This window comes from Saccharothrix coeruleofusca, assembly GCF_014648515.1.
Taxonomy (GTDB): Bacteria; Actinomycetota; Actinomycetes; order Mycobacteriales; family Pseudonocardiaceae; genus Actinosynnema; species Actinosynnema coeruleofuscum.
The window spans coordinates 442,380-464,152 of sequence record NZ_BMRG01000003.1; the positions used below are offsets into that span (position 1 = coordinate 442,380).

22 protein-coding genes are annotated in these 21,773 nt (G+C 73.1%); 21 read left to right on the plus strand and 1 reads right to left on the minus strand.

The window, feature by feature from the left end; genetic code table 11:
- Window positions 1-101 precede the first annotated feature (101 nt).
- The 7 genes from rsmH (at window position 102) to murD (ending at window position 9,296) form a co-directional block, all read left to right on the plus strand.
- Window positions 102-1,049 carry a 16S rRNA (cytosine(1402)-N(4))-methyltransferase RsmH gene (gene rsmH / locus IEZ00_RS10640; protein ID WP_189223011.1) on the plus strand — a complete coding sequence of 316 codons (948 nt, stop codon included), beginning with the start codon at window positions 102-104 and terminating at the stop codon, window positions 1,047-1,049.
- Window positions 1,046-1,702 carry a cell division protein FtsL gene (ftsL, locus tag IEZ00_RS10645; protein WP_229795398.1) on the plus strand — a complete coding sequence of 219 codons (657 nt, stop codon included), beginning with the start codon at window positions 1,046-1,048 and terminating at the stop codon, window positions 1,700-1,702. The genes rsmH and ftsL overlap by 4 nt, the downstream gene beginning before the upstream one ends.
- A gap of 136 nt (window positions 1,703-1,838) precedes the next feature.
- The gene (locus tag IEZ00_RS10650) at window positions 1,839-3,743 is read left to right on the plus strand and encodes a peptidoglycan D,D-transpeptidase FtsI family protein (RefSeq protein WP_189223012.1); all 1,905 of its coding nucleotides are present in this window, start codon (window positions 1,839-1,841) and stop codon (window positions 3,741-3,743) included.
- Between the two features lie 51 nt (window positions 3,744-3,794).
- Entirely contained in the window at window positions 3,795-5,393 is a 1,599-nt protein-coding gene (locus tag IEZ00_RS10655) for a UDP-N-acetylmuramoyl-L-alanyl-D-glutamate--2,6-diaminopimelate ligase (protein WP_189223013.1), read from the plus strand.
- Window positions 5,390-6,859 (plus strand): UDP-N-acetylmuramoyl-tripeptide--D-alanyl-D-alanine ligase, encoded by a 1,470-nt coding sequence (locus IEZ00_RS10660; protein ID WP_189223014.1) that lies wholly within the window; start codon window positions 5,390-5,392, stop codon window positions 6,857-6,859. Before IEZ00_RS10655 ends, IEZ00_RS10660 begins: the two co-directional genes overlap by 4 nt.
- Window positions 6,856-7,944, plus strand: a complete 1,089-nt coding sequence (mraY, locus tag IEZ00_RS10665) for a phospho-N-acetylmuramoyl-pentapeptide-transferase (RefSeq protein WP_189223015.1) — start codon at window positions 6,856-6,858, stop codon at window positions 7,942-7,944. Before IEZ00_RS10660 ends, mraY begins: the two co-directional genes overlap by 4 nt.
- A 2-nt stretch (window positions 7,945-7,946) precedes the next feature.
- Window positions 7,947-9,296 (plus strand): UDP-N-acetylmuramoyl-L-alanine--D-glutamate ligase, encoded by a 1,350-nt coding sequence (gene murD / locus IEZ00_RS10670; RefSeq protein WP_189223330.1) that lies wholly within the window; start codon window positions 7,947-7,949, stop codon window positions 9,294-9,296.
- Here the strand turns inward: murD and IEZ00_RS10675 are convergent.
- Window positions 9,284-9,613: a hypothetical protein gene (locus IEZ00_RS10675; RefSeq protein WP_189223016.1), complete on the minus strand. Its 330-nt coding sequence runs from the start codon at window positions 9,611-9,613 to the stop codon at window positions 9,284-9,286. The two genes, murD and IEZ00_RS10675, sit on opposite strands and share 13 nt — an antisense overlap.
- Window positions 9,614-9,717: 104 nt before the next feature.
- On the opposite strand from IEZ00_RS10675, the gene IEZ00_RS10680 reads away from it, so the two are divergent.
- From IEZ00_RS10680 to IEZ00_RS10745, 14 genes are all read left to right on the plus strand, one after another.
- Window positions 9,718-10,563 (plus strand): helix-turn-helix domain-containing protein, encoded by an 846-nt coding sequence (locus IEZ00_RS10680; RefSeq protein ID WP_189223017.1) that lies wholly within the window; start codon window positions 9,718-9,720, stop codon window positions 10,561-10,563.
- Between the two features lie 15 nt (window positions 10,564-10,578).
- Window positions 10,579-10,767 (plus strand): DUF397 domain-containing protein, encoded by a 189-nt coding sequence (locus IEZ00_RS10685; RefSeq protein ID WP_189223018.1) that lies wholly within the window; start codon window positions 10,579-10,581, stop codon window positions 10,765-10,767.
- A 202-nt stretch (window positions 10,768-10,969) separates the two neighbouring features.
- The gene (gene ftsW, locus IEZ00_RS10690; protein ID WP_189223019.1) at window positions 10,970-12,427 is read left to right on the plus strand and encodes a putative lipid II flippase FtsW; all 1,458 of its coding nucleotides are present in this window, start codon (window positions 10,970-10,972) and stop codon (window positions 12,425-12,427) included.
- A gap of 26 nt (window positions 12,428-12,453) precedes the next feature.
- Complete coding sequence (gene murG / locus IEZ00_RS10695; RefSeq protein WP_229795400.1) at window positions 12,454-13,557, plus strand: undecaprenyldiphospho-muramoylpentapeptide beta-N-acetylglucosaminyltransferase; 1,104 nt, start codon at window positions 12,454-12,456, stop codon at window positions 13,555-13,557.
- Window positions 13,554-14,954 (plus strand): UDP-N-acetylmuramate--L-alanine ligase, encoded by a 1,401-nt coding sequence (gene murC / locus IEZ00_RS10700; RefSeq protein WP_189223020.1) that lies wholly within the window; start codon window positions 13,554-13,556, stop codon window positions 14,952-14,954. The genes murG and murC overlap by 4 nt, the downstream gene beginning before the upstream one ends.
- Window positions 14,951-15,697 (plus strand): cell division protein FtsQ/DivIB, encoded by a 747-nt coding sequence (locus IEZ00_RS10705; RefSeq protein WP_189223021.1) that lies wholly within the window; start codon window positions 14,951-14,953, stop codon window positions 15,695-15,697. The genes murC and IEZ00_RS10705 overlap by 4 nt, the downstream gene beginning before the upstream one ends.
- A gap of 66 nt (window positions 15,698-15,763) precedes the next feature.
- Window positions 15,764-16,264, plus strand: coding sequence for a DinB family protein (locus tag IEZ00_RS10710; protein WP_189223022.1), 501 nt, complete (start codon window positions 15,764-15,766; stop codon window positions 16,262-16,264).
- A gap of 181 nt (window positions 16,265-16,445) precedes the next feature.
- Complete coding sequence (gene ftsZ, locus IEZ00_RS10715) at window positions 16,446-17,759, plus strand: cell division protein FtsZ (RefSeq protein WP_189223023.1); 1,314 nt, start codon at window positions 16,446-16,448, stop codon at window positions 17,757-17,759.
- Window positions 17,760-17,836: 77 nt separating this feature from the next.
- Window positions 17,837-18,541: a peptidoglycan editing factor PgeF gene (pgeF, locus tag IEZ00_RS10720; protein ID WP_189223024.1), complete on the plus strand. Its 705-nt coding sequence runs from the start codon at window positions 17,837-17,839 to the stop codon at window positions 18,539-18,541.
- On the plus strand, window positions 18,538-19,242 hold the full coding sequence (locus tag IEZ00_RS10725) for a YggS family pyridoxal phosphate-dependent enzyme (RefSeq protein WP_189223025.1): 705 nt from the start codon (window positions 18,538-18,540) through the stop codon (window positions 19,240-19,242). The genes pgeF and IEZ00_RS10725 overlap by 4 nt, the downstream gene beginning before the upstream one ends.
- Before the next feature lie 67 nt (window positions 19,243-19,309).
- Window positions 19,310-19,942 carry a cell division protein SepF gene (locus IEZ00_RS10730; RefSeq protein WP_189223026.1) on the plus strand — a complete coding sequence of 211 codons (633 nt, stop codon included), beginning with the start codon at window positions 19,310-19,312 and terminating at the stop codon, window positions 19,940-19,942.
- Window positions 19,943-19,961: 19 nt separating this feature from the next.
- The gene (locus IEZ00_RS10735) at window positions 19,962-20,246 is read left to right on the plus strand and encodes a YggT family protein (protein WP_189223027.1); all 285 of its coding nucleotides are present in this window, start codon (window positions 19,962-19,964) and stop codon (window positions 20,244-20,246) included.
- 45 nt (window positions 20,247-20,291) lie between these two features.
- The gene (gene wag31 / locus IEZ00_RS10740) at window positions 20,292-21,107 is read left to right on the plus strand and encodes a DivIVA-like cell division protein Wag31 (RefSeq protein WP_189223028.1); all 816 of its coding nucleotides are present in this window, start codon (window positions 20,292-20,294) and stop codon (window positions 21,105-21,107) included.
- 12 nt (window positions 21,108-21,119) lie between these two features.
- The gene (locus IEZ00_RS10745; RefSeq protein ID WP_189223029.1) at window positions 21,120-21,587 is read left to right on the plus strand and encodes a hypothetical protein; all 468 of its coding nucleotides are present in this window, start codon (window positions 21,120-21,122) and stop codon (window positions 21,585-21,587) included.
- Window positions 21,588-21,773 lie beyond the last annotated feature (186 nt).

Sequence of the window (21,773 nt, forward strand, 5' to 3'; positions counted from 1 at the left end):
CCCTGGCGCACCTTCCCCGGCGCCAGGTCCGACGGGCGGGCGGGGACCTGACGACACCCGATTCGCGTTGTGGGGAGGAGTTCGAGGTCATTGGAGTGGACATGGCAGAGCGGGCGCGGCACGTGCCGGTGCTGCTCGACCGCGTCCTGGGCCTGCTCGCCCCGGCGCTGGCCGACCGCGACGCCGTGTTCGTGGACTGCACGCTCGGACTGGGCGGGCACTCCGAGGCGGTGCTGCGGGCTCATCCCCGCGTCCGGCTGATCGGGCTGGACCGCGACCCGCAGGCCATCGAGCTGTCCCGGCGGCGGCTGGCGCCCTTCGCCGACCGGGTCGAGTTCGTCCAGGTCACCTACGACCGGATCGCCGAGGCGGTCGGCGGCGCCAAGGTCGACGGCATCCTGATGGACCTCGGCGTGTCCTCGCTCCAGCTCGACGCCGAGGAGCGCGGCTTCGCCTACTCGCGGGACTCCCCGCTGGACATGCGGATGAGCGCGGGCACCGGCCCGACCGCGGCGGACGTGCTCAACACCTACTCCGCTGACGACCTGACGCGGGTGCTGCGCGACTACGGCGAGGAGCGGTTCGCCCGCAAGATCGCCGCCGCGGTCGTGCGCGAGCGCGCCAAGGAGCCGTTCACCACCAGCGGCAGGCTGGTCGAGCTGCTGTACGCGGCGGTGCCCGCGGCGACCAGGCGGACCGGCGGCCACCCGGCCAAGCGGACCTTCCAGGCGCTGCGCATCGAGGTCAACCAGGAGCTGGAGTCGCTGCGCCGGGCGCTGCCCGCGGCGCTGTCGGTGCTGGCGGTGGGCGGGCGCATCGTCGTGGAGTCCTACCAGTCGCTGGAGGACCGCATGGTCAAGCGGGCCTTCGCCGACCTGGCGGTCTCCCGCACCCCGCCGGGGCTGCCGGTGGAGCTGCCCGGCCACGGCCCGCAGCTCAAGCTGCTCACCAGGGGTGCGGAAGTGGCCTCCGAGCAGGAGGTCGAGGAGAACCCGCGAGCCGCGCCGGTGCGGCTGCGGGCGGCGGAACGGATCGGGGAGGCGACGTGAGCGCACCCGCTCGGGTGGGCGGTGGCTCGACCACGCCCGCCCCCAAGGCCAGGCCGCGCGAGCGCGCCCTGCGCTCGGTGCCCGAGCGCACCGGTCGGCCCCGGTCGGCCGCGGTGGAGCGCGCCTACGCCCGCCGCGCCCAGCGCTCCAGGCAGGGCCGCGGCGCGGCCGCGGTGACCAGGCAGCTCTCCGACGGGCCGAGGGCGCCGTTCGTGATGATGGTCATGCTCGTGCTGGGCGCGGGCATCACCGCGATCATGTGGCTGTCCACCCAGGCGACCGCGGACTCCTACCGGCTGCAGGACGCGCGGGCCGAGGAGACCCGGCTGGCGCGGCAGGTGGAGCAGCTGCGGCGGGAGGTCGCGATGGCGGAGTCCCCGCTGTCGCTGGCCGAGGCCGCGGCCAAGCTGGGGCTGGTCCCGGCGGGCGATCCGGCCCGGTTGCGCAAGCTGCCCGACGGCTCGGTCGAGGTGCACGGCAAGCCGTCCCCGGTGCCGTCGCCGACACCGTCCACGACCCCGAGCGCCCCGCCGCAGACCGACCAGCAGGGCCAGCAGCAGCAGGACCAGCAGCAACAGCAGGGTCAGCAGCAACAGGACCAGGGCCAGCAGCAGGGGCAGCAGCAGGGCCAGCAGGACCAGCCGCAGAACTGAGCACGTGACACCGCCGGGCGGGTGGTGGGTCGACAGCCCGGCCACCCGGCCCGCGACCCGACCGGAGGGCCGCGGGCGGCAGCGGTCCACCCCCCGGTGGCCCGCGCTCCCGCCATCCGGCACCAGGAGGTAAACCATGCCGGGGCCCTCGCGGGGCAGGCCCCCGCGTCGTCCGCTGTCGGTGCGCGGAGCCGAGCCCGCGCGGCGGCGCGGCGCCAACAACCGGGTGCGCGTCGTGGTCGGCCGGGTCCTGCTGGTCGCGGCGCTGGTGGCGGCGGGGCTGAAGCTGGTGCAGGTCCAGGTCGTCGAGGCCGAGGAGTGGTCGGCGCTGGCCGAGAAGCAGCGCGCCACGCCCATCGACATCCCGGCCGCGCGCGGCTCGATCACCGACCGCAACGGCAACCAGCTGGCCTTCAGCGTGGAGGCGCGCGCCCTGTACGCGGTGCCCAAGCTGATGCGCGAGAGGTGGGACATCGCCGCCGAGTCCAACCCGGACATCGGCTCCTTCGACGATCACGTCAAGGCCATCGCGGCGTTCATCGAGCAGACCCTGGGCCCCGAGGTCGCCGGGCAGAAGACCGACCAGCGGACCATGCTGGACATGCTGTCCAGGGACACCACCTACGTCGAGCTGGTGGACAACGTGGACCCGGCCAAGGCCGAGGTGATCACCGACAAGTACTCCGACATCGGCTCGGAGTACCGGGCGGTGCGCGTCTACCCCAACGGGCGGCTGGCCGCCAACATCGTCGGCGCGGCGAACTGGCGCAAGAACGAGCAGCCGCCCGCCACGCACGGCCTGCTGGGCCTGGAGACCTCGCAGGACAACCTGCTCGCGGGCCGCAACGGGCGGCGCATCGTGGACACCATGCAGGGCGGCAACGTGGTCATCCCCGGCCCGGACCGGTCGCGGGAGCTGGCCGCCGCCACACCGGGCAAGAGCCTGGAGCTGACGCTGGACCTGGACACCCAGCACGCGGTGCAGCGGATGATCACCGACTACACCGCCCGCTCCGGCGCGCGCAACGGGTCCGCGGTGGTGCTGGACAGCCGCACCGGCGAGATCCTGGCCATGGCCAACGACAAGACCTTCGACCCGACCGACTTCGGCTCCGCCACCGAGCAGGAGCTGCGCAACACGGCGGTGGCGTCGGTGTTCGAACCGGGCTCGGTGAACAAGGTGATCACCGCCGCCGCGGCCATCGAGGACGGGGTCTACCAGCCGGACAGCGTGCTGCACGTGCCCGACCGCATCAGGATCGCCGACCGGGTCATCAACGACGCCAGCCCGCACCCGCCGCAGGACATGACCTTCACCGGCGTGTTCGCCAAGTCCTCCAACGTGGGCACGCTGATGACCGCGCAGGAGGTCGGCCAGGACCGGTTCGCCAAGCTGCTGGAGGAGTTCGGGCTGGGGCAGCGCACCGGCTCCGGCCTGCCGGGCGAGGAGGCGGGCTACGTGCCGCCGCGCAACCAGTGGTCCGGTTCGACGTTCGGCAACCTGCCCATCGGTCAGGGCCTGAGCATGAACCTGCTCCAGATGACCGGCATGTACCAGGCGATCGCCAACGACGGGCTGCGCATCCCGCCCAGGGTGATCCGCGCCGAGGTCGACGCCAACGGCGCCCGCAAGGAGCTGGACCGCCCGCAGGGCGTGCAGGTGGTCAGCCCGCAGACGGCCAAGACGGTGCGCGAGATGTTCCGCGCCGTGACGCAGAGCGCCCCAGGGCAGACCGGCACCGGCGCCGCCGCCGCGCTGCCCGGCTACCAGGTCACCGGCAAGACGGGCACCGCGCAGCAGGTCGACGAGAAGTGCAAGTGCTACAGCATGTCGCAGTACTGGATCACGTTCGCGGGCATCTTCCCCGCCGACAACCCCCGGTTCGTGGTGGGCCTCATGCTCGACGCGCCGGACCAGGGCAAGGGGTTGGTCGGCCAGTCCGCGGCGCCGCTGTTCCACGACATCGCCTCCTACCTGGCGCAGCGCTACCAGGTGCCGATGTCGGCCGAGCCGAGCCCGGTGGTGGAACTGGTCCGGTGAGCGCAGGCGCGACACCCCTGGAACTGGGACACCCGGTCCGGAATGGACGTCATGACCGACCACTCTGCGTGCGCCGGTAGCCTTCCGCGCGTGCCTGCCAAGCTAGAGGGCAAGGTCGCGACCGCCCCGCCTCGCCCTTCCCGCACCTCCCCGGTGGCGGTGGCGGAGCTGGCCGCGGCCGTGGACGCCCGCCTCACCGCCCCCGCCCACGCGCACGTCCAGGTCAGCGGGGTGACGCTGCGCGCCCAGCACGTGCTGCCCGGTGACCTGTTCGCCGCGCTGCCCGGTGCCCGCGCGCACGGCGCGGACTTCGCCGACGAAGCCCTCGCGCGCGGCGCGGTGGCCGTGCTGACCGACGAGGCGGGCGCGTCCCGCGCCGCGCTGCGCGACGTGCCGGTGCTGGTGCACCGCGACCCGCGCGGCGTGCTGGGCGCGCTGGCCTCCCGCGTCTACGGCGACCCGTCGACCAAGCTGGCGGTGTGGGGGGTCACCGGCACCTCCGGCAAGACCACCACCACCTACATGGTCGAGTCCGCGCTGCGCGCCGCCGGGCTGGAGACCGGGGTGATCGGCACGGTGGAGACCCGCATCGCCGGGGAGCGGCTGGACAGCGCCCTCACCACCCCCGAGGCCCCCGACCTGCAGGCCCTGCTCGCGGTCATGGTCGAGCGCGGGGTCAGCGACGTGACGATGGAGGTCTCCAGCCACGCGCTGCGGCTGGGCCGGGTCGGCGGGGTGGGGTTCGCGGTGGGCGCGTTCACCAACCTGTCGCAGGACCACCTGGACTTCCACCCGGACATGGAGGACTACTTCCAGGCCAAGGCGCTGCTGTTCGACGGCCGTGCGCGGACCGAGGTGGTCTGCGTGGACGGCGAGTGGGGCCGCCGCCTGGTCAAGCCGGGCACGGTGACCGTGTCCGCCACCGGGTCCGCCACCGGGTCCACCACCGGCGAGGCCACCTGGACCGCCTCGGACGTGCGCGTCACCCCCACCGGCGAGCAGTCGTTCACCGCGCACGGCCCGGACGGGCTGACCCTGCCCGTCGAGCTGCGCCTGCCCGGCTCGTTCAACGTGGCCAACGCGCTGCTGGCGATCGCCTGCCTGCACGCGCGCGGCGTCGAGCCGGGGGCGATCACCCGCGGCCTTGCGCGGGTCCAGGTGCCCGGCCGGATGCAGCGGGTGGACGAGGGCCAGGACTTCACCGCCGTGGTCGACTACTCCCACAAGCCCGCCGCGGTCGCGCTGGCGCTGGACGCGGTGCGCGCCCGCGCCACCGGCAGGGTGATCACCGTGCTGGGCTGCGGCGGCGACCGCGACACGGCCAAGCGCCCGCTGATGGGCGAGGAGGCCGCGCGGCGCAGCGACGTGCTGGTGGTGACCGACGACAACCCGCGCGGCGAGGACCCGGCGGAGATCCGCGCGGCGATGCTGCGCGGCGCGCTGGCCGTGCCCGGCGGTGAGCGGGGCGAGGTCGTGGAGATCGGCGACCGGCGCCGGGCCATCGAGCACGCGGTGTCGCTGGCCCGCGCGGGCGACGTGGTGGTCGTGGCGGGCAAGGGGCACGAGACCGGCCAGGAGATCGCGGGCGTGGTGCACCCCTTCTCCGACGTGGCGGCACTGTCCGAGGCGATCCGAGGAGCGCGTCCGTGATCCCGTTGAGCTTGGCCGAGATCGCCGAGGTCGTCGGCGGCAGGCTGCACGGCACCGACGGCAGCCCGGTGGTCACCGGCTCCGTCGAGTTCGACACCCGCGAGGTCACCGGGGGCGGGCTGTTCGTCGCCCTGCCCGGCGAGCGGGTGGACGGCCACGACTTCGCCGCCCAGGCCGTCGCCGCGGGCGCGGTGGGCGTGCTGGCGGCCCGCGAGGTCGACGGGCCCGCCGTCGTCGTGCCGCCGGTCGAGCGGCGGGGCGGCAACGCCTACGTGCTCTCCGGCGACACCGAGGGGCACGGCGCGGCCGTGCTGGCCGCGCTGGCCAAGCTGGCCAGGCACGTGACCGACCGGCTGGCCGCCGAGCACGGTCTGGTCGTGGTCGGCGTGACCGGCTCCTCCGGCAAGACCTCCACCAAGGACCTCATCGCGCAGGTGCTGTCCCCGATGGGGCCGACCGTCGCGCCGCCCGGCTCGTTCAACAACGAGCTCGGCCACCCGTGGACCGCGCTGCGCGCCGACGCCGACACCCGCTACCTGGTGCTGGAGCTGTCCGCGCGCGGGCCGGGGCACATCGCCCACCTGTGCCAGGTGGCCCCGCCCAGCATCGGCGCGGTGCTCAACGTCGGCAGCGCGCACCTGGGCGAGTTCGGTTCCCGCCAGGGGATCGCGCAGGCCAAGGGCGAGCTGGTGGAGGCGCTGCCCGAAAGCGGCGTCGCGGTGCTCAACGCCGACGACCCGCTGGTGGCGGGCATGGCGCCGCGCACGAGGGCGAAGGTCGTGCTGGTCGGCGAGCACCCCCGCGCCGACGTGCGCGCCGAGGACGTGGTGCTCGACGAGCAGGCCCGCGCGGGTTTCCGGCTGGTCACCCCGAAGGGCGAGGCCCAGGTGCGGCTGGGCGTGCACGGCCCGCACCAGGTCGGCAACGCGCTCACCGCCGCCGCGATCGCCCTGGAGCTGGGCGCGACACCCCAGGAGGTCGCCGACCGGCTCGGGCAGGCGCAGCGGGTCTCCGCGCACCGCATGGCGGTCACCGAGCGCGCGGACGGCGTCACGGTGATCAACGACGCCTACAACGCCAACCCCGAGTCGGTGCGCGCCGCGCTGAAGTCGCTGGCCGCCATGTCCCGCGCCACCACGCCCGCCCGGCGCAGCTGGGCGGTGCTGGGCGCGATGGCGGAGCTGGGCGGGGACTCGGTGCGCGCGCACGACGAGATCGGCAGGCTCGCGGTCCGCCTGGACATCAACAAGCTGGTCGTCGTGGGACCCGACGCCCGCGCGATGCACCAGGGAGCGCACCTGGAAGGATCATGGGGAGAGGAATCAGTTCTGGTGCCGGACGTCGCGGCGGCAATCGAGCTGCTGCGCGCCGAGGTGCGACCGGGTGACGTCGTGCTGGTGAAGGCATCCAACTCATACGGCCTGTGGCGGGTTGCCGAGGCTCTCCTGGAGGCGGGCAGCAAGTGAAGAGCATCCTGATCGCGGCGGCGATCGCGCTGATCGTGTCGATCATGCTCACGCCGTACTTGATCAAGATCTTCTCCAGACAGGGCTTCGGCCAGGAGATCCGCGAGGAGGGACCGCAGAGCCACAAGACCAAGCGCGGCACGCCGACGATGGGCGGCGTGGCGATCCTGGTCGCGATGTGGGCGGGCTACCTGGGCGCGCACCTGGTGAACTCGATGTCGGCCTCGGCGCAGGACCAGACGCCCAGCGCCTCGGGCCTGCTGGTGCTGATGCTGACCACCTCGCTGGGCATCGTCGGCTTCCTCGACGACTTCATCAAGATCCGCAAGCAGCGCAACCTGGGTCTGAACAAGACCGCCAAGCTGGTCGGCCAGTTCGTCGCCACCATCATCTTCGCGGTGCTGGTCATCCAGTTCCCGAACAAGCAGGGCCTCACGCCCGCGTCGGTGAACCTGTCGTTCGTGCGCGACATCGCCGTGGTGTCCTTCGGCGTGGTCGGCTTCGTGGTGTTCTGCTACGCGGCGATCTCCGCGTGGTCCAACGCGGTCAACCTGACCGACGGCCTGGACGGCCTGGCGGGCGGCACGTCGGCGATGGTGCTGGGCACCTACGTGGTGATCAGCTTCTGGCAGTTCCGCTACAACTGCTCCAACCTGCCCGTGGCGGGCTGCTACGACGTGCGCGACCCGCTGGACCTGGCGCTGGTGGCCGCCGCGGCGATGGCGGGCTGCATCGGCTTCCTGTGGTGGAACGCGGCCCCGGCCAAGATCTTCATGGGCGACACCGGCTCGCTGGCGCTGGGCGGCCTGGTGGCCGGACTGTCCATCACCACCCGCACCGAGCTGCTGATGATCGTGATCGGCGGCATGTTCGTGGTCGAGGTCATGTCGGTGGTGCTGCAGGTCGCGGTGTTCCGCACGTCGCGGCGGCGGTTGTTCCGCATGGCGCCGTTCCACCACCACTTCGAACTCGCGGGCTGGGCCGAGACCACGGTGATCATCCGGTTCTGGCTGCTCGCGGGCATCTGCTGCATGTTCGGCCTCGGTCTGTTCTACAGCGAGTGGCTGACCGCGGTCGGGAGCTGAGCATGGGTTTCCTCGCCGGGCGCGCCGTGCTGGTCGCGGGCGCCGGGGTGACCGGGCGGTCGGCCGCGGAGGCGCTGCTGGCCGCGGGCGCGTCGGTCACCGTCACCGACGGCTCGGCCGAGCGGCTGGCCGCGCTGGAGCAGCTGCTGCCCGGCGTGGCGCTGGTGCCGGGGCTGACCACGCCGCCGCCGGGGGTGGACCTGGTGGTGACCAGCCCCGGCTGGCGCCCGGACAACCCCCTGCTGGTGGCCGCCGCGGCGGCCGGGATCGAGGTGGTCGGCGAGGTCGAGCTGGCCTGGCGGATGGCCGCCGAGCTGGCCGACCCGCCCACCTGGCTGGCGGTCACCGGCACCAACGGCAAGACCACCACCGTCGGGATGCTGGAGTCGGTCCTGCGCGCGGCGGGCGTGGACGCGGTGGCGTGCGGCAACGTGGGCCTGCCCGTGGTGGACGCGCTGCTGGCCGGGCACCGGGTGCTGGCGGTGGAGCTGTCCAGCTTCCAGCTGCACTGGTCGCCGTCGGTGCGCCCGCAGGCGGGCGTGCTGCTGAACCTGGCCGAGGACCACCTGGACTGGCACGGCGGCATGGACGCCTACGCGGCGGCCAAGGCGCGCGTGCTGACCGGCGAGGTGGCCGTCGGCGGCGTGGACGACGAGCTGGTCGCCGCGCTGCTGTCGGCGGCCCCGGCCGCCGCGCACGTCGGCTTCACCCTGGGCGAGCCCGAGGAGGGCCAGCTCGGCGTGGTGGGCGGCGCGCTGGTGGACCGGGCGTTCGGCCCTGACGCCGTGCTGGCCGAGATCTCCGACGTGCACCCGCCGGGCCCGCCCGGCGTCGCGGACGCGCTGGCCGCCGCGGCGTTGGCCCGCGCCTACGGCGTCCCGCCCGCCGCCGTGCGGCAGGGGCTGCGCGACTTCCGGCCCGGCGCGCACCGCGCGGTGCTCGTGGCGGAGGTGGACGGGGTCAAGTACGTCAACGACTCCAAGGCCACCAACCCGCACGCCGCCGCCGCGTCGCTGCGCTCCCACGACAGCGCGGTGTGGATCGCGGGCGGGCTGCTCAAGGGCGCGTCCGTGGACGACCTGGTGCGCGAGGAGGGACACCGGCTGCGCGCGGCGGTGCTGATCGGCGCGGACCGCGAGGTGATCGCGTCCGCGCTGGCCCGGCACGTGCCGGAGGTGCCGGTGGTGGACGTGGCGACGATGGAGGACGCGGTGCGGGCGGCCCGCTCCCTGGCGCGGCCGGGCGACGCGGTGGTGATGGCCCCGGCGGCGGCGTCGATGGACATGTTCACCGACTACGCGCACCGGGGACAGGCGTTCGTGGAAGCGGTGCGGGCCCTTCAGCGCTCGTAGAGCTTCTCCGGGCGGCGCAGGTACTCGTGCGCGCCGCCGACCACCGGGCACGGCCACGGCTCGCGGGCGAAGTGGCCGTCCACCCAGGTCGGCGCGCAACCGAGGCACAGCCCGAAGACGTCGGCCCGGTGGTCGCGCAGCATCCCGCGCACGGCGGCCACCAGGCGCGGCACCTCGGTGCGCGCCACGTCGAGGATGGTCTCGTCCTCGGTGTCGGCCTCGCTGGTCAGCAGTTCGACCTCGTCGAGGTAGCCGAGCATCTCCTGGTGCAGCAGCTCGTGCGCACGGGACAGGGCTGGGGGAACGGTTTTCGGCATGGCGGGAACAGTCCTCGCCGATGGACTGTTATGCAACACCGCAATGTGAAATGTCGCAGAAATGCACCCGATCGGTGGGCTGCTTTCCCGCTATCGTCGCGGTTATGCCGCAGAACCGAGGACCAGGGGTGCGCCGCCGTGTCCTGGCCAGTGCTCTGACCCAACTCCGCGAGGAAGCGGGGCTCAGCTTCGACGACGTGATCGAATTCCTGGGTTATTCCAAGTCCAAGATCAGTCGCATCGAGTCCGCGACTTCGGGGTTGTCCATAGTGGACACCAGGGCGCTGGCCCAGTTGTACGGGGCCGATCCGGAGAAGACGGCGTGGTTGGTGCACCTGGCGAAGGTGGCCAAGAAGCGCGGCTGGTGGCACGTGTACGGCGACGTGCTGTTCGACTGGTTCTCCGAGTACGTGGCACTGGAGTCCGAAGCGATCGCCATCGACACCTTCGAGATCGACCTGGTGCCCGGACTGTTCCAGAGCCCCTCCTACGCCCGGTGGGTCATGCGTGCCTACGCGCCTGATGCGACCGATGCCGTCATCGACAAGCGCGCTGAGCTGCGGCAGACGCGACAGCGTCGCTTGGAGGACGGTTCGCTTTCGGTGTGGGCGATCCTCGATGAAGCCGCGTTGCGCCGGGTAGTGGGCGGCATGGAGGTGCATGAAACGCAGCTCCAGCACATGCTGGGGTTGACCGAACTGCCCAACGTGACGTTGCAGGTGCTGCCGTTCGGCAAAGGGCAGCACATGGCCATGGGTACCGCGTTCACCATGTTGAAGTTCACCGGCTTTCCGGACATCGTCTACATAGACAACCTGACCGGCGGCCTCTATTTGGACGAAGGGGCGGAAGTCGAGAGGTATAGCCTGGTCATGGATCACCTGCGCGCTTCCGCGCTCGACCCGCGTGAGTCGGTTGTGTTCATCAAGCAGGTGATGGGCGGCGTCTAGGGGCGGGAGAAGGTCATGTGGTCGGAGTGGCGCAAGAGCAGTCGTAGCAACGGGTCCGGCAACTGCGTCGAGGTGGCCGCTTCGGCTGAGGTGTTCCGGGTGCGGGACAGCAAGAACGCGGGCGGGCCGGTGTTGACCTTCTCCGGTCACGCGGTGGTGGCTTTCCTGGCGGCAGGGCGGGCGGGTCTCCTCGATCGCGGCTGAGGCGGTGCCGGAACGCTCGGTTCGGAGGGGCCGAACGCTCGGTTCGGGGTGCGCGGACGCGCGACTCGCGGGTGGGCCAGTAGGCTGCGGGTAGTGATCGCGGGGTAGTGATCGCGGTCGCGTCCGCGCGACACGCGGCCGATGTCCTGCCCTCCCCGCCGCAGGCGGGAGACCATGCACCCGTGGCGGAACGAGCGAGATCGTGACCCTGGTGGACCGGCCCGCGCGGGCCGCGCGACCCCGGCGCACCGGCCGGGGTGTCGCGGTGCGCGGCGCGCTGACCGCGTGGCTGAGCAGGCCGCTGGCCGACTTCCACCTGCTGCTGGCCGTGCTCGGCATGCTCACCGTGATCGGCCTGATCATGGTGCTGTCCGCGTCCGCCCCCGGCGAGGTGGCCGAGGGCGCGTCGGCGTACTCGGTGTTCCAGAAGCAGCTGACCTACGTGCTGGTCGGCGCGGTGCTGTTCTGGATCGTGCTGCGGATGCCGCTGCGCAGCATCCGCTACGGCAGCACCATGGCGATGCTGGTCTGCGTCATCATGCTGGTCCTCGTGCTGACGCCGCTGGGCACCGTCGCGGGTGGCGCGCAGTCCTGGTTCACCGTCGGCCCCATCTCCTTCCAGCCCATCGAGGCCGCCAAGCTCGCGCTGGCGCTGTGGGGCTCGCACGTGCTGGTCACCAAGCGCGCGCTGCTCAACCAGTACCGGCACCTGCTGGTGCCGGTGGTGCCGGTCGCCCTGGTGGTCTTCGCGCTGGTGATGCTGCAGCCGGACCTGGGCGGCACGATCACCCTCGGCGTGGTGCTGATCAGCCTGCTGTGGTTCGTCGGCGCGCCGCTGCGGCTGTTCGGCGCGATCGCCGCCGCGGGCGTGGCCGCCGCCGCGTTCCTGGCCGTCACCGCGCCCTACCGGCTGGACCGGGTGCTCACCTTCCTCAACCCGGAGGCCGACCCGCTCGGCAAGGGCCTGCAGGCGCGGCAGGCGCTGTTCGCGCTGGCCGAGGGCGGGTTCTTCGGCAAGGGCCTGACCAACGGCAGCTCCAAGTGGCGCTACCTGCCCAACGTGCACAGCGACTTCATCTTCGCGGTCATCGGCGAGGAGCTGGGGTTCATCGGCTGCCTGCTGGTGCTGGGGCTGTTCGGCCTGCTGGCCGTGGTGGGCCTGCGGGTGGCGGCGCGCAACACCGACCCGTGGATCAGGATGGTCGCGGCCACGCTGACCGTGTGGCTGGTCGCCCAGGCCGCCATCAACATCGGCTACGTCGTGCGGCTGCTGCCGGTCACCGGCATCACGCTGCCGATGATCTCCTCCGGCGGCACGTCGATCGTCACCACCATGATCGTGTTCGGCATCCTGGCCAGCTGCGCGCGGCACGAGCCGGAAGCGGTGGCCGCGCTGCGCTCGCTGGGGCCGGGCCGGGTGGGCGGCGCGCTGAAGCTGCCCGCCCCCGAGGCCTACCGGCCGCCGCGCAAGCGCAAGCCGGTGCGCCCGTCCACCCCGCCGCGCGCGCCCGGCCGCCGGACCCCCGCGCCGCCGCCGGTGGACGAGCGGAGGATGGCGGGCAGGTCCGCGCCGCCCTCGGAGTACCGTCGTCGAGAATCCCGCAAGGCCACCCTGGACCGGTCCACCCGGTCCCGGCGCACCGGCCGCGACGGGAGATAGTCCCCACCGAACCGAGGAGGAAGTGCGTGACCGGGGTTCCCCAGCAGACCGGACCGTGCGTGGTGGTCGCCGGAGGCGGCACCGCCGGGCACATCGAGCCGGCACTGGCCCTGGCCGACGCGGTCATGCGCCTGCGGCCCGACGCGCGCGTGGTCGCGCTGGGCACCGAGCGGGGGCTGGAGAACAAGCTCGTGCCCGCGCGCGGTTACCCGCTGGAGCTGATCCCGCCCGTGCCGATGCCGCGCAAGCCCACGCCAGAGCTGCTCAAGCTGCCGCTGAAGGTGCGCGACTCGGTGCGCCGCACCAGGGAGGTGCTGGACCGGGTGGGCGCCGACGTGGTGGTGGGCTTCGGCGGCTACGTGTCGCTGCCCGCCTACCTCGCCGCGCGCGGCCGGGTGCCGATCGTGGTGCACGAGGCCAACGCCAAGACCGGCCTGGCCAACAAGGTCGGCGCGAAGTTCGCCGCGCGGGTGGCCGCCGCGGTGCCCGACTCCGGCCTGGCCGACGCCGAGATCATCGGCATCCCGCTGCGCCACTCGATCACCTCGCTGGACCGGGCCGCGCTGCGCGCCCAGGCGCGGGCCCACTTCGGCCTGCACCCGCACGCGCCCACGCTGCTGGTGTTCGGCGGCTCGCAGGGCGCGCGGTCGATCAACAACGCGGTCTCCGGCGCGGCGGCGGCGTTCGCGAGCGCGGGCGTGGGCGTGCTGCACGCCCACGGGCCCAAGAACACCGTCGCGGTGCAGGCCGTGCCCGGCGCGCCCGCGTACGTGCCGGTGCCGTACCTGGAGCGGATGGACCTGGCCTACGCCGCCGCCGACGCGGTGCTGTGCCGCTCCGGCGCGATGACCGTGGCCGAGGTGTCCGCGGTCGGCCTGCCCGCGGTGTTCGTCCCGCTGCCGCACGGCAACGGCGAGCAGGCGCTCAACGCGGGCCCGGTGGTCTCGGCGGGCGGCGGTCTGCTGGTGCCCGACGAGCAGCTGACCCCGCAGTGGATCGTGGACAACGTGGTGCCGCTGGTGGCCGACCGGGCGCGGCTGGCCGCGATGAGCGCCGCCACGCTGGGCACCGGCCACCGCGAGGCCGACGAGGTGCTGGCCCGCATCGTGCTCGAGGTGGTCAAGAAGTGAGCGAGGTCCTGGACCGGGTGCACCTGGTCGGCATCGGCGGGGCGGGCATGAGCGGCATCGCCCGCATCCTGCTCGCCCGCGGCGCGCGGGTGTCCGGCTCGGACGCCAAGGACTCCCGCACCGTGCTGGCGCTGCGGGCGCAGGGCGCGGAGGTCGCCATCGGCCACGACGGCGGCAACCTCGACCAGCTGCCCGGCGGTCCGACCGCGGTGGTGGTGTCCACCGCGATCCGCGAGGACAACCCGGAGCTGGTGGCCGCCCGCGAGCGCGGCCTGGTCGTGCTGCGGCGGGCCGAGGCGCTGGCCGCGCTGATGCTGGACCACCGGGTCGCCTGCGTGGCGGGCACGCACGGCAAGACCTCCACCACGTCGATGCTGACCGTGGCGCTGCAGCACTGCCGGATGGACCCGTCGTTCGCCATCGGCGGCGACCTCAACGAGTCCGGCGCGAACGCGCACCACGGCACCGGCGGCGTGTTCGTCGCCGAGGCCGACGAGAGCGACGGGTCGTTCCTGTTCTTCTCGCCGTCGGTGGCGGTGGTGACCAACGTGGAGGCCGACCACCTCGACCACCACGGCACGGTCGAGGCCTACACCGCGGTGTTCGACTCCTTCCTGGAGCGCATCGCCGACGACGGCGTGCTCATCGCCTGCGCCGACGACCCCGGCTCGGCGGCGCTGGCGGACCGCGCGGCCAAGCTGGGCCTGCGGGTGCGCCGCTACGGCCGCTCGGCCGTGGGCGAGGGCGCGGCCACCCTGGTCGGCTACCGGCCCGAGGGGGGCGGCGGGCTGGCCGAGGTGGAGCTGGACGGCGAGCGGGTCCAGGTGCGGGTGGCCGTGCCGGGCGAGCACATGGCGGGCAACGCCGTGGCCGCCCTGCTGGCCGCGCTGGAGCTGGGCGCGCAGCGCGAGGGCGTGCTGGAGGGCCTGGCCGCGTTCGGCGGGGTGCGCAGGCGGTTCGAGTTCAAGGGCCGCGCCGCGGGCGTGCGGGTCTACGACGACTACGCCCACCACCCCACCGAGGTGGCCGCGCAGCTCACCGCGGCCCGGCCGGTCGCGGGCGAGGGCAGGCTGGTCGTGGTGTTCCAGCCGCACCTGTACTCGCGGACCCGGCTGTTCGCCGAGGAGTTCGGCAAGGCGCTGGGCCTGGCCGACGAGGTCGTGGTGCTCGACGTCTACGGCGCCCGCGAGGACCCGGAGCCCGGTGTCACCGGCGCGCTGGTGGCCGAGGCGGTGCCGCTGGAGGCCGGGCGGGTGCACCACCAGCCGTCGTTCGACCGGGTGCCCGAGCTGGTGGCGGGTCTGGCCGCGGAGGGTGACGTGGTCGTCACCATGGGCGCGGGCGACGTCACCATGCTGGGCCCGGAGATCGTCGACGCGCTGGCCCGGAGGTCATGAGCGCGCCGACGGCGCGCCGCCGCCCCGCTCCGGCGCGGCGGCGCCCGTCGCGCGCCCCGGCCCGCAGGCCCGCGCTGCCGTCCAGGGCCACCGTGCTGCGCCGCCGCGCGGTGGCGCTGCTGACCCTGCTCACCGTGCTGGGCCTGGGCTACGCGGTGTGGTTCACCTCACTGCTGGGCGTGCGCGTGGTGGAGGTCGAGGGCCTGGTGGAGCTGGAGCCCGCGGCGGTGCGCGAGGCGGCCGACATCGGCCCCGGTGAGCCGCTGGCGCGGCTGGACGTCGAGGCGGTCACCGCGCGCGTGCGGGAGCTGCCGCGGGTGGCGGACGTGCGGGTGGAGCGGGTGCTGCCGGGCACGGTCCGGCTGACCGTGCGGGAGCGCGTGCCCGTCGCCGTGCTCAAGTCCGCCGACGGCGCGCACCTGGTGGACTCGACCGGCAAGGACTACGCCACGGTGGCGCAGGAGCCCGCGGGTCTGCCGGAGCTGAAGGTCTCGGGGGACCGGCGCGCGACCGACGCGGCGGTCTCCGTGCTGATCCAGCTGCCGGAGGGGCTGCGCGACGAGGTGCTGGCCGTCTCGGCGGGCACCGGGGCGGACGTCGAGCTCACCCTGACCGCCGGGCGCCAGGTGCGCTGGGGTTCCGCGGCGGAGACGCCCCGCAAGGCCGCGGTGCTGGAAGTGCTGCTGAGCCGTCCCGGCACGGTGTTCGACGTCTCCAGCCCGGAACTGGCGACGGTGTCGTGATCGCCGTCACCGCCGCGTCGGCGGAAAGCGATCGTGGGCTCCGCGGCGGGAGTCGATACTGCACGCATGGCCGACACCCGCGTGGAGCCACCGTACACCGGTGACGAGCGCACCCTGCTGACCGCGTTCCTGGACTACTTGCGGGAAACCATCGCGTTCAAGTGCGCGGGACTGTCCGATGAGGACGCTTCGCGCTCCGTCCTGCCGTCCCCGCTGACCACCGCCGCGGGGATCGTGAAGCACCTGCGCTGGGTCGAGGAGTACTGGTTTCACGTTCGCCTGGGCGGGTACCCCTCTCAGGCCCCCTACTCACCGGACGATCCCGACGTGGACTGGCGCTTGGCACCGGGGGAGACGATCTCGGGATTGCTGGACGACTACGCTGGGCAGTGCGCGGTGAGCCGCCGGCTCGTCGCGGGGTGGGATCTCGACCACGAGGTGCCGTTCCGGGGCGACAAGGCGCTTTCGGTGCGCTGGGTGCTGATCCACATGATCGAGGAGACGGGTCGGCACGCGGGGCAGCTGGACGTGGTGCGGGAACTGCTCGACGGGGTGACCGGGGAGTAGTCCTCGTGCCCGACACGGCGTGGCTGCTGGACCGACGCACCAGCGGTGCATACCGTCCAGCAACAACATACGGGGTTGACATAACTCTTGACCTCTGGTTGAGGGTTCCAATCCGGGCGGTGGACCGGTGCGGTCACCCGCTCCAGCACATGAGCACGGACACGATCAGGAAGGCGGACCGATGACGCCCCCGCACAACTACCTCGCGGTGATAAAGGTCGTCGGCATCGGCGGTGGCGGTGTCAACGCCGTCAACCGCATGATCGAGGTCGGGCTCAAGGGCGTCGAGTTCATCGCGGTGAACACCGACGCGCAAGCGCTGCTGATGTCCGACGCCGACGTCAAGCTCGACATCGGCCGCGAGCTGACCCGCGGCCTCGGCGCGGGCGCCAACCCCGAGGTGGGCCACAAGGCGGCCGAGGACCACCGCGAGGAGATCGAGGAAGTCCTCAAGGGCGCCGACATGGTCTTCGTCACCGCGGGCGAGGGCGGCGGCACGGGCACCGGCGGCGCGCCGGTGGTGGCCTCCATCGCCCGCAAGCTCGGCGCGCTGACCATCGGCGTGGTGACGCGGCCGTTCTCCTTCGAGGGCAAGCGCCGCGCCAAGCAGGCCGAGGAGGGCATCCAGGCCCTGCGCAACGAGTGCGACACGCTCATCGTGATCCCCAACGACCGGCTGCTGCAGCTGGGCGACATCGGGGTGAGCCTGATGGACGCCTTCCGCTCGGCCGACGAGGTGCTGCTCTCCGGTGTCCAGGGCATCACCGACCTGATCACCACCCCCGGTCTGATCAACCTGGACTTCGCCGACGTCAAGAGCGTCATGTCCGGCGCGGGCAGCGCGCTGATGGGCATCGGCTCCGCGCGCGGCGAGGGCAGAGCCGTGCAGGCGGCGCAGAAGGCGATCAACTCGCCGCTGCTGGAGGCGTCGATGGAGGGGGCGCACGGCGTCCTGCTGTCCATCGCGGGCGGCTCGGACCTGGGTCTGTTCGAGATCAACGAGTCCGCCTCGCTGGTGCAGGAGGCGGCCCACCCGGACGCCAACATCATCTTCGGCACGGTGATCGACGACTCGCTGGGCGACGAGGTCCGGGTGACCGTGATCGCGGCCGGGTTCGACAGCGGCGGGCCGACGCACAAGAAGCTGGAGCCGACCGCGCTGTCCAGCCCCGCGCGGGGCGGGGCGGGCGAGCACGGGCAGGTGCAGTCGTCCACACCGCAGTCCACCGCGCCGCAGCCCTCCGCGCAGCCGTCCGCGCCGCAGTCGGAGCAGCAGGCCGCGCCGCCCCCGGTGGTGCCGCCGCGGCCCACCGTGCCGACGCAGCCGCAGCACGCGACCACCACGCCGCCGCCCTACCAGCCGCCGCCGCAGCCGATGCCCCGGCTGTCGCAGAGCGGCACCCTGCCCACCAGCGGCACGCTGCCCAACCGCGCGGTGCCGGTGACCGACGACCCGGACGACGAGGTCGACGTGCCGCCGTTCATGCGGCGCTGAAGTCGTTCCGACATCGGAGGCGCCCGGTCCGCGGACCGGGCGCCTCCGCCGCGTCGTGGGCGTGACAAGCTGATGGGGTGCGCATCCGTCGTGTCGTGACCACCCGCGAGGGTGGGGTCTCCAAACCGCCGTACGACTCCTTCAACCTGGGCGACCACGTGGGCGACGACCCGCGCGCGGTCGCGGCCAACCGGCGCAGGCTGGCCGAGGGCATCGGCCTCGCGCCGGACCGGCTGGTGTGGATGGAGCAGGTGCACGGCCGCACGGTGGCCACCGTCGACGGCCCGCAGGAGGGCCCGCTGGAGGCCACCGACGCCGTGGTCACCGCCACGCCGGGGCTGGCACTGGTGGTGCTCACGGCGGACTGCGTGCCGGTCCTGCTCGGCGACCCGGAGGCGGGCGTGGTCGCCGCCGCCCACGCGGGTCGCGTCGGCGCCAGGGTCGGCATCATCCCGGCCACTCTCGCCGCCATGCGGGACGCGGGCGCGCACCTGGAGAACATTGAGGTGCTGCTGGGGCCCGCGGTGTGCGGCCAGTGCTACGAGGTGCCCGCCGACATGCGCGACGACGTGGAGCGGCACCTGCCCGGCAGTGCCGCCAAGACCCGCTCCGGCAAGCCCGCGCTGGACCTGCGCGCGGGGCTGTGGCAGCAGCTGGCCGACGCGGGCGTGGGCAAGGTCGGCGTCGACCCGCGCTGCACGGTGGAGGAGCGCTCCCTGTTCAGCCACCGCCGCACGCCGGGCACCGGCAGGCTCGCGGGCGTCGTCTGGATCGACGCGTGAACCGGCGCGAGGAGCTGCGCGCCAACCTCGACGAGGTGCGCGCCCGGATCGCCGCCGCCTGCGCGAAGGCCGACCGCGACCCGGCGGAGGTCACCCTGCTCGCGGTGACCAAGACCTTCCCGGCCGCCGACGTGGCGCTGCTCAGCGAGCTGGGGCTGCGCGAGTTCGCCGAGAACAAGGACCAGGAGGCGGCCCGCAAGACCGCCGAGCTGACCGACCTGCCCGAGGGCACCCGGTGGCACATGGTGGGCAGGCTGCAGCGCAACAAGGCCAAGTCCGTGGTCGGCTGGGCCGACCAGGTCGACTCGGTGGACTCGGCCCGGCTGGCCGACGCCCTCGCGGGCGCGGCGGCCAAGGCCGGGCGGGGCCCGGTGGACGTGCTGATCCAGGTCAGCATCGACGGCGACCCGGCGCGCGGCGGCTGCCCGCTGGACGAGCTGCCCGCGCTGGCCGATCACGTAGCGCGTTCGGGTGAACTCGCCCTGCGAGGGGTGATGGCCGTCGCACCCAGGCAGATGTATCCGGGGGAAGCGTTTGCGCTCTTGAACAGAGCGGTAACCCGTTTGCGCGACGATCACCCTGCTGCGACCGTGCTCTCAGCGGGGATGAGCGGCGACCTGGAAGATGCCATCGCGTGGGGATCGACGTGCGTGCGTGTCGGAACAGCGTTGCTGGGCGAGCGGAGGCTAGCCTCCCCGTGATTGCCTGGAACCTCTGGGGCGGCCGCGACGTCCTTGCGGGTAGGGATCGGCGGAGGAAGGGCTGGGCATGAGCGGGTTTCACAAGCTGAAGGCCTACTTCGGGATGGTTCCCGCCGAGTACGCCGACGATCCCGACGCCTACGAGGACGAGCGGGGCGGTCGCTACGCCGACTACCGGTCCGACTACCCGGAGGTCGCCGAGTACGACGGGTACGCCGAGCAGCGCAACGGGCGCCGCCGGGTGCTCGGCCGCTCGGACTACCGCGCCGAGCTCGACGAGTCGGAGGACTACGAGCCCGACGCCCGCACCCGGTCCCGCCGCTCCTGGAGCGGCGACACCGCGGTGCACGGCGCGCTGGCCGTGGACTCCCAGCGCGAGCCCGCCGCGCGCACCCGACCGGCCACCGAGCCCGCTCACCCGCTGGGGCGCATCACGACGCTGCACCCGCGCAGCTACAACGAGGCGCGCACCATCGGCGAGCACTACCGCGACGGCACCCCGGTGATCATGAACCTCACGGACATGGACGACGCGGACGCCAAGCGGTTGGTGGACTTCGCGGCCGGGCTCGCGTTCGCCCTCCGGGGGTCAATCGATAAGGTGACAAACAAGGTGTTCCTCCTCTCACCCCCGAACATCGACGTCACCGCCGAGGACCGCAGGCGGCTCGCCGAGGGTGGGTTCCTCAACCACGGCTGAGTGGTGGCACAGTTGAGGGGTGGATGCACTCTGGCTCGTGGTCTACTACCTGCTGTTCTCGTTCTGGCTGCTGCTCACGGCGCGCGTCGTGGTGGAGCTCGTCCGCTCGTTCGCCAGGGAGTGGCGGCCCGCGGGCGGGGTCGCGGTGGCCTTGGAAACGGTTTACACGGTGACCGATCCCCCGGTCCGGCTGCTCCGTCGGCTGATCCCGACGGTGCGGATCGGGGGCGTCGGTCTGGACTTGTCCATTATTGTGCTGTTGCTGGTCGTTATCATTCTGATGCGAGTAGCCGATCCCAGGTGAGGGGACCAGGGATGTCCACAGCCCAGGAGTGCGTGAGGTGATCTGATGCCGTTGACCCCCGCGGACGTGCACAACGTCGCGTTCAGCAAGCCGCCCATTGGCAAGCGGGGCTACAACGAGGACGAGGTGGACGCGTTCCTCGACCTGGTTGAGGGCGAGCTCGCCCGCCTGATCGAGGAGAACAACGACCTGCGCCAGCAGGTCGAGCAGCTCGACCAGCAGGTCGAGACCGCGCGCGCCGACCTGGAGGACGCACGGGCCAAGGTCGCCGCGGGCGTCGGTCCCAGCCGCGTCATCGAGGAACCGCGCAGGCTCGCCCCGGTTCCGCCCCCCTCGGCGCTGGAGCAGACCTCCCCCGGCGGGGGAGGCGACCACCACGTGCAGGCCGCCAAGGTCCTCGGCCTGGCCCAGGAGATGGCCGACCGGCTCACCGGCGAGGCCAAGGCCGAGGCCGACGGGATGCTCTCGGAGGCCCGGACCAAGTCCGAGCAGCTGCTGTCCGAGGCCCGCGCCAAGGCCGACACCATGGTCAACGAGGCCCGCACGCGGGCGGAGACCATGCTCAACGACGCGCGGACCCGCGCCGAGACGCTGGAGCGGCAGGCCCGTGAGAAGGCCAGCGCGCTGGACCGCGACGCGCAGCGCAAGCACGCCGAGGTGATGGGCAACATCACCCAGGAGAAGAACACCCTCGAGAAGCAGATCGACAAGCTGCAGACCTTCGAGCGCGAGTACCGCACCCGGTTGAAGACCATGCTGGAGTCGTCGCTGCGCGACCTCCAGGACCGGGCGCCCGCCGCGCCGTCGGAGAGCCGCAGCCAGCAGGGCTACTCGTTCGGCGCGCGCGCCGAGGCGGGCTGAGCCTGAGCCGCTGTGCTCTTCGTCGTCCTGCTGCTGGTCCTGGCAGCCCTCGGGCTGCTCGTCCCGGCGCTGACCACCACGTCCACCCCGTGGGCGTGGTGGTCGGTCGCGGCGAGCGGGGCCGCCGCGGTGGTCCTGGTGCTCGACTGGTGGCGGCACCGCCGCCCCGCGACCGGTGACCGGCCGCCCGCGCCCGTGGCCACCGGTCCCGCCCCGGAGCGGGGGCAGCCGTCCACGCCGGACGACGAGCCCGCCGAGGAGCAGACCGACGCGGCGGACCTGCTGGTGGTGACCGACCTCGCCGAGGAGGTCCGCGTGCTCGACGAGCGGCCGCGCTACCACCTGGCGACCTGCTCGTGGTTGGGGGAGCGGGCCTCGCTGGGGCTGCCGGTCTCCGAAGCGCGCGAGCTCGGGTTCACGCCCTGCGGGGTGTGCCTGCCGGACTCCGCGCTGGCGGCTGCCCAGCGGGCGTCGTCCTGATCACTCGCCTGATCGAGCGATTCCAGTCTTGCGCTACCCTTGTCAAGGCGTTGATCCGGCCATCACCGGGGAGCTTCCGGAAGAACAGGCCACGCGGCCCCAGTAGAACCGGACGGGAGCGGCCCGTCACAGCCGCTGACGAGAGGCCAGAGCCTTCGCGCCCTGGCAAGCGGGGTGGTACCGCGG

What these genes read in the sequence shown, in the direction of transcription:
- ftsZ (WP_189223023.1), top strand. Translation starts at nt 16,446, where the DNA reads ATGACGCCCCCGCACAACTACCTCGCGGTGATAAAGGTCGTCGGCATC.
- IEZ00_RS10680 (WP_189223017.1), top strand. Translation starts at nt 9,718, where the DNA reads ATGCCGCAGAACCGAGGACCAGGGGTGCGCCGCCGTGTCCTGGCCAGT.
- IEZ00_RS10675 (WP_189223016.1), bottom strand. Translation starts at nt 9,613, where the DNA reads ATGCCGAAAACCGTTCCCCCAGCCCTGTCCCGTGCGCACGAGCTGCTG.
- IEZ00_RS10655 (WP_189223013.1), top strand. Translation starts at nt 3,795, where the DNA reads ATGACCGACCACTCTGCGTGCGCCGGTAGCCTTCCGCGCGTGCCTGCC.
- IEZ00_RS10650 (WP_189223012.1), top strand. Translation starts at nt 1,839, where the DNA reads ATGCCGGGGCCCTCGCGGGGCAGGCCCCCGCGTCGTCCGCTGTCGGTG.
- IEZ00_RS10705 (WP_189223021.1), top strand. Translation starts at nt 14,951, where the DNA reads ATGAGCGCGCCGACGGCGCGCCGCCGCCCCGCTCCGGCGCGGCGGCGC.
- murD (WP_189223330.1), top strand. Translation starts at nt 7,947, where the DNA reads ATGGGTTTCCTCGCCGGGCGCGCCGTGCTGGTCGCGGGCGCCGGGGTG.
- rsmH (WP_189223011.1), top strand. Translation starts at nt 102, where the DNA reads ATGGCAGAGCGGGCGCGGCACGTGCCGGTGCTGCTCGACCGCGTCCTG.
- wag31 (WP_189223028.1), top strand. Translation starts at nt 20,292, where the DNA reads ATGCCGTTGACCCCCGCGGACGTGCACAACGTCGCGTTCAGCAAGCCG.
- IEZ00_RS10730 (WP_189223026.1), top strand. Translation starts at nt 19,310, where the DNA reads ATGAGCGGGTTTCACAAGCTGAAGGCCTACTTCGGGATGGTTCCCGCC.
- IEZ00_RS10710 (WP_189223022.1), top strand. Translation starts at nt 15,764, where the DNA reads ATGGCCGACACCCGCGTGGAGCCACCGTACACCGGTGACGAGCGCACC.
- IEZ00_RS10685 (WP_189223018.1), top strand. Translation starts at nt 10,579, where the DNA reads ATGTGGTCGGAGTGGCGCAAGAGCAGTCGTAGCAACGGGTCCGGCAAC.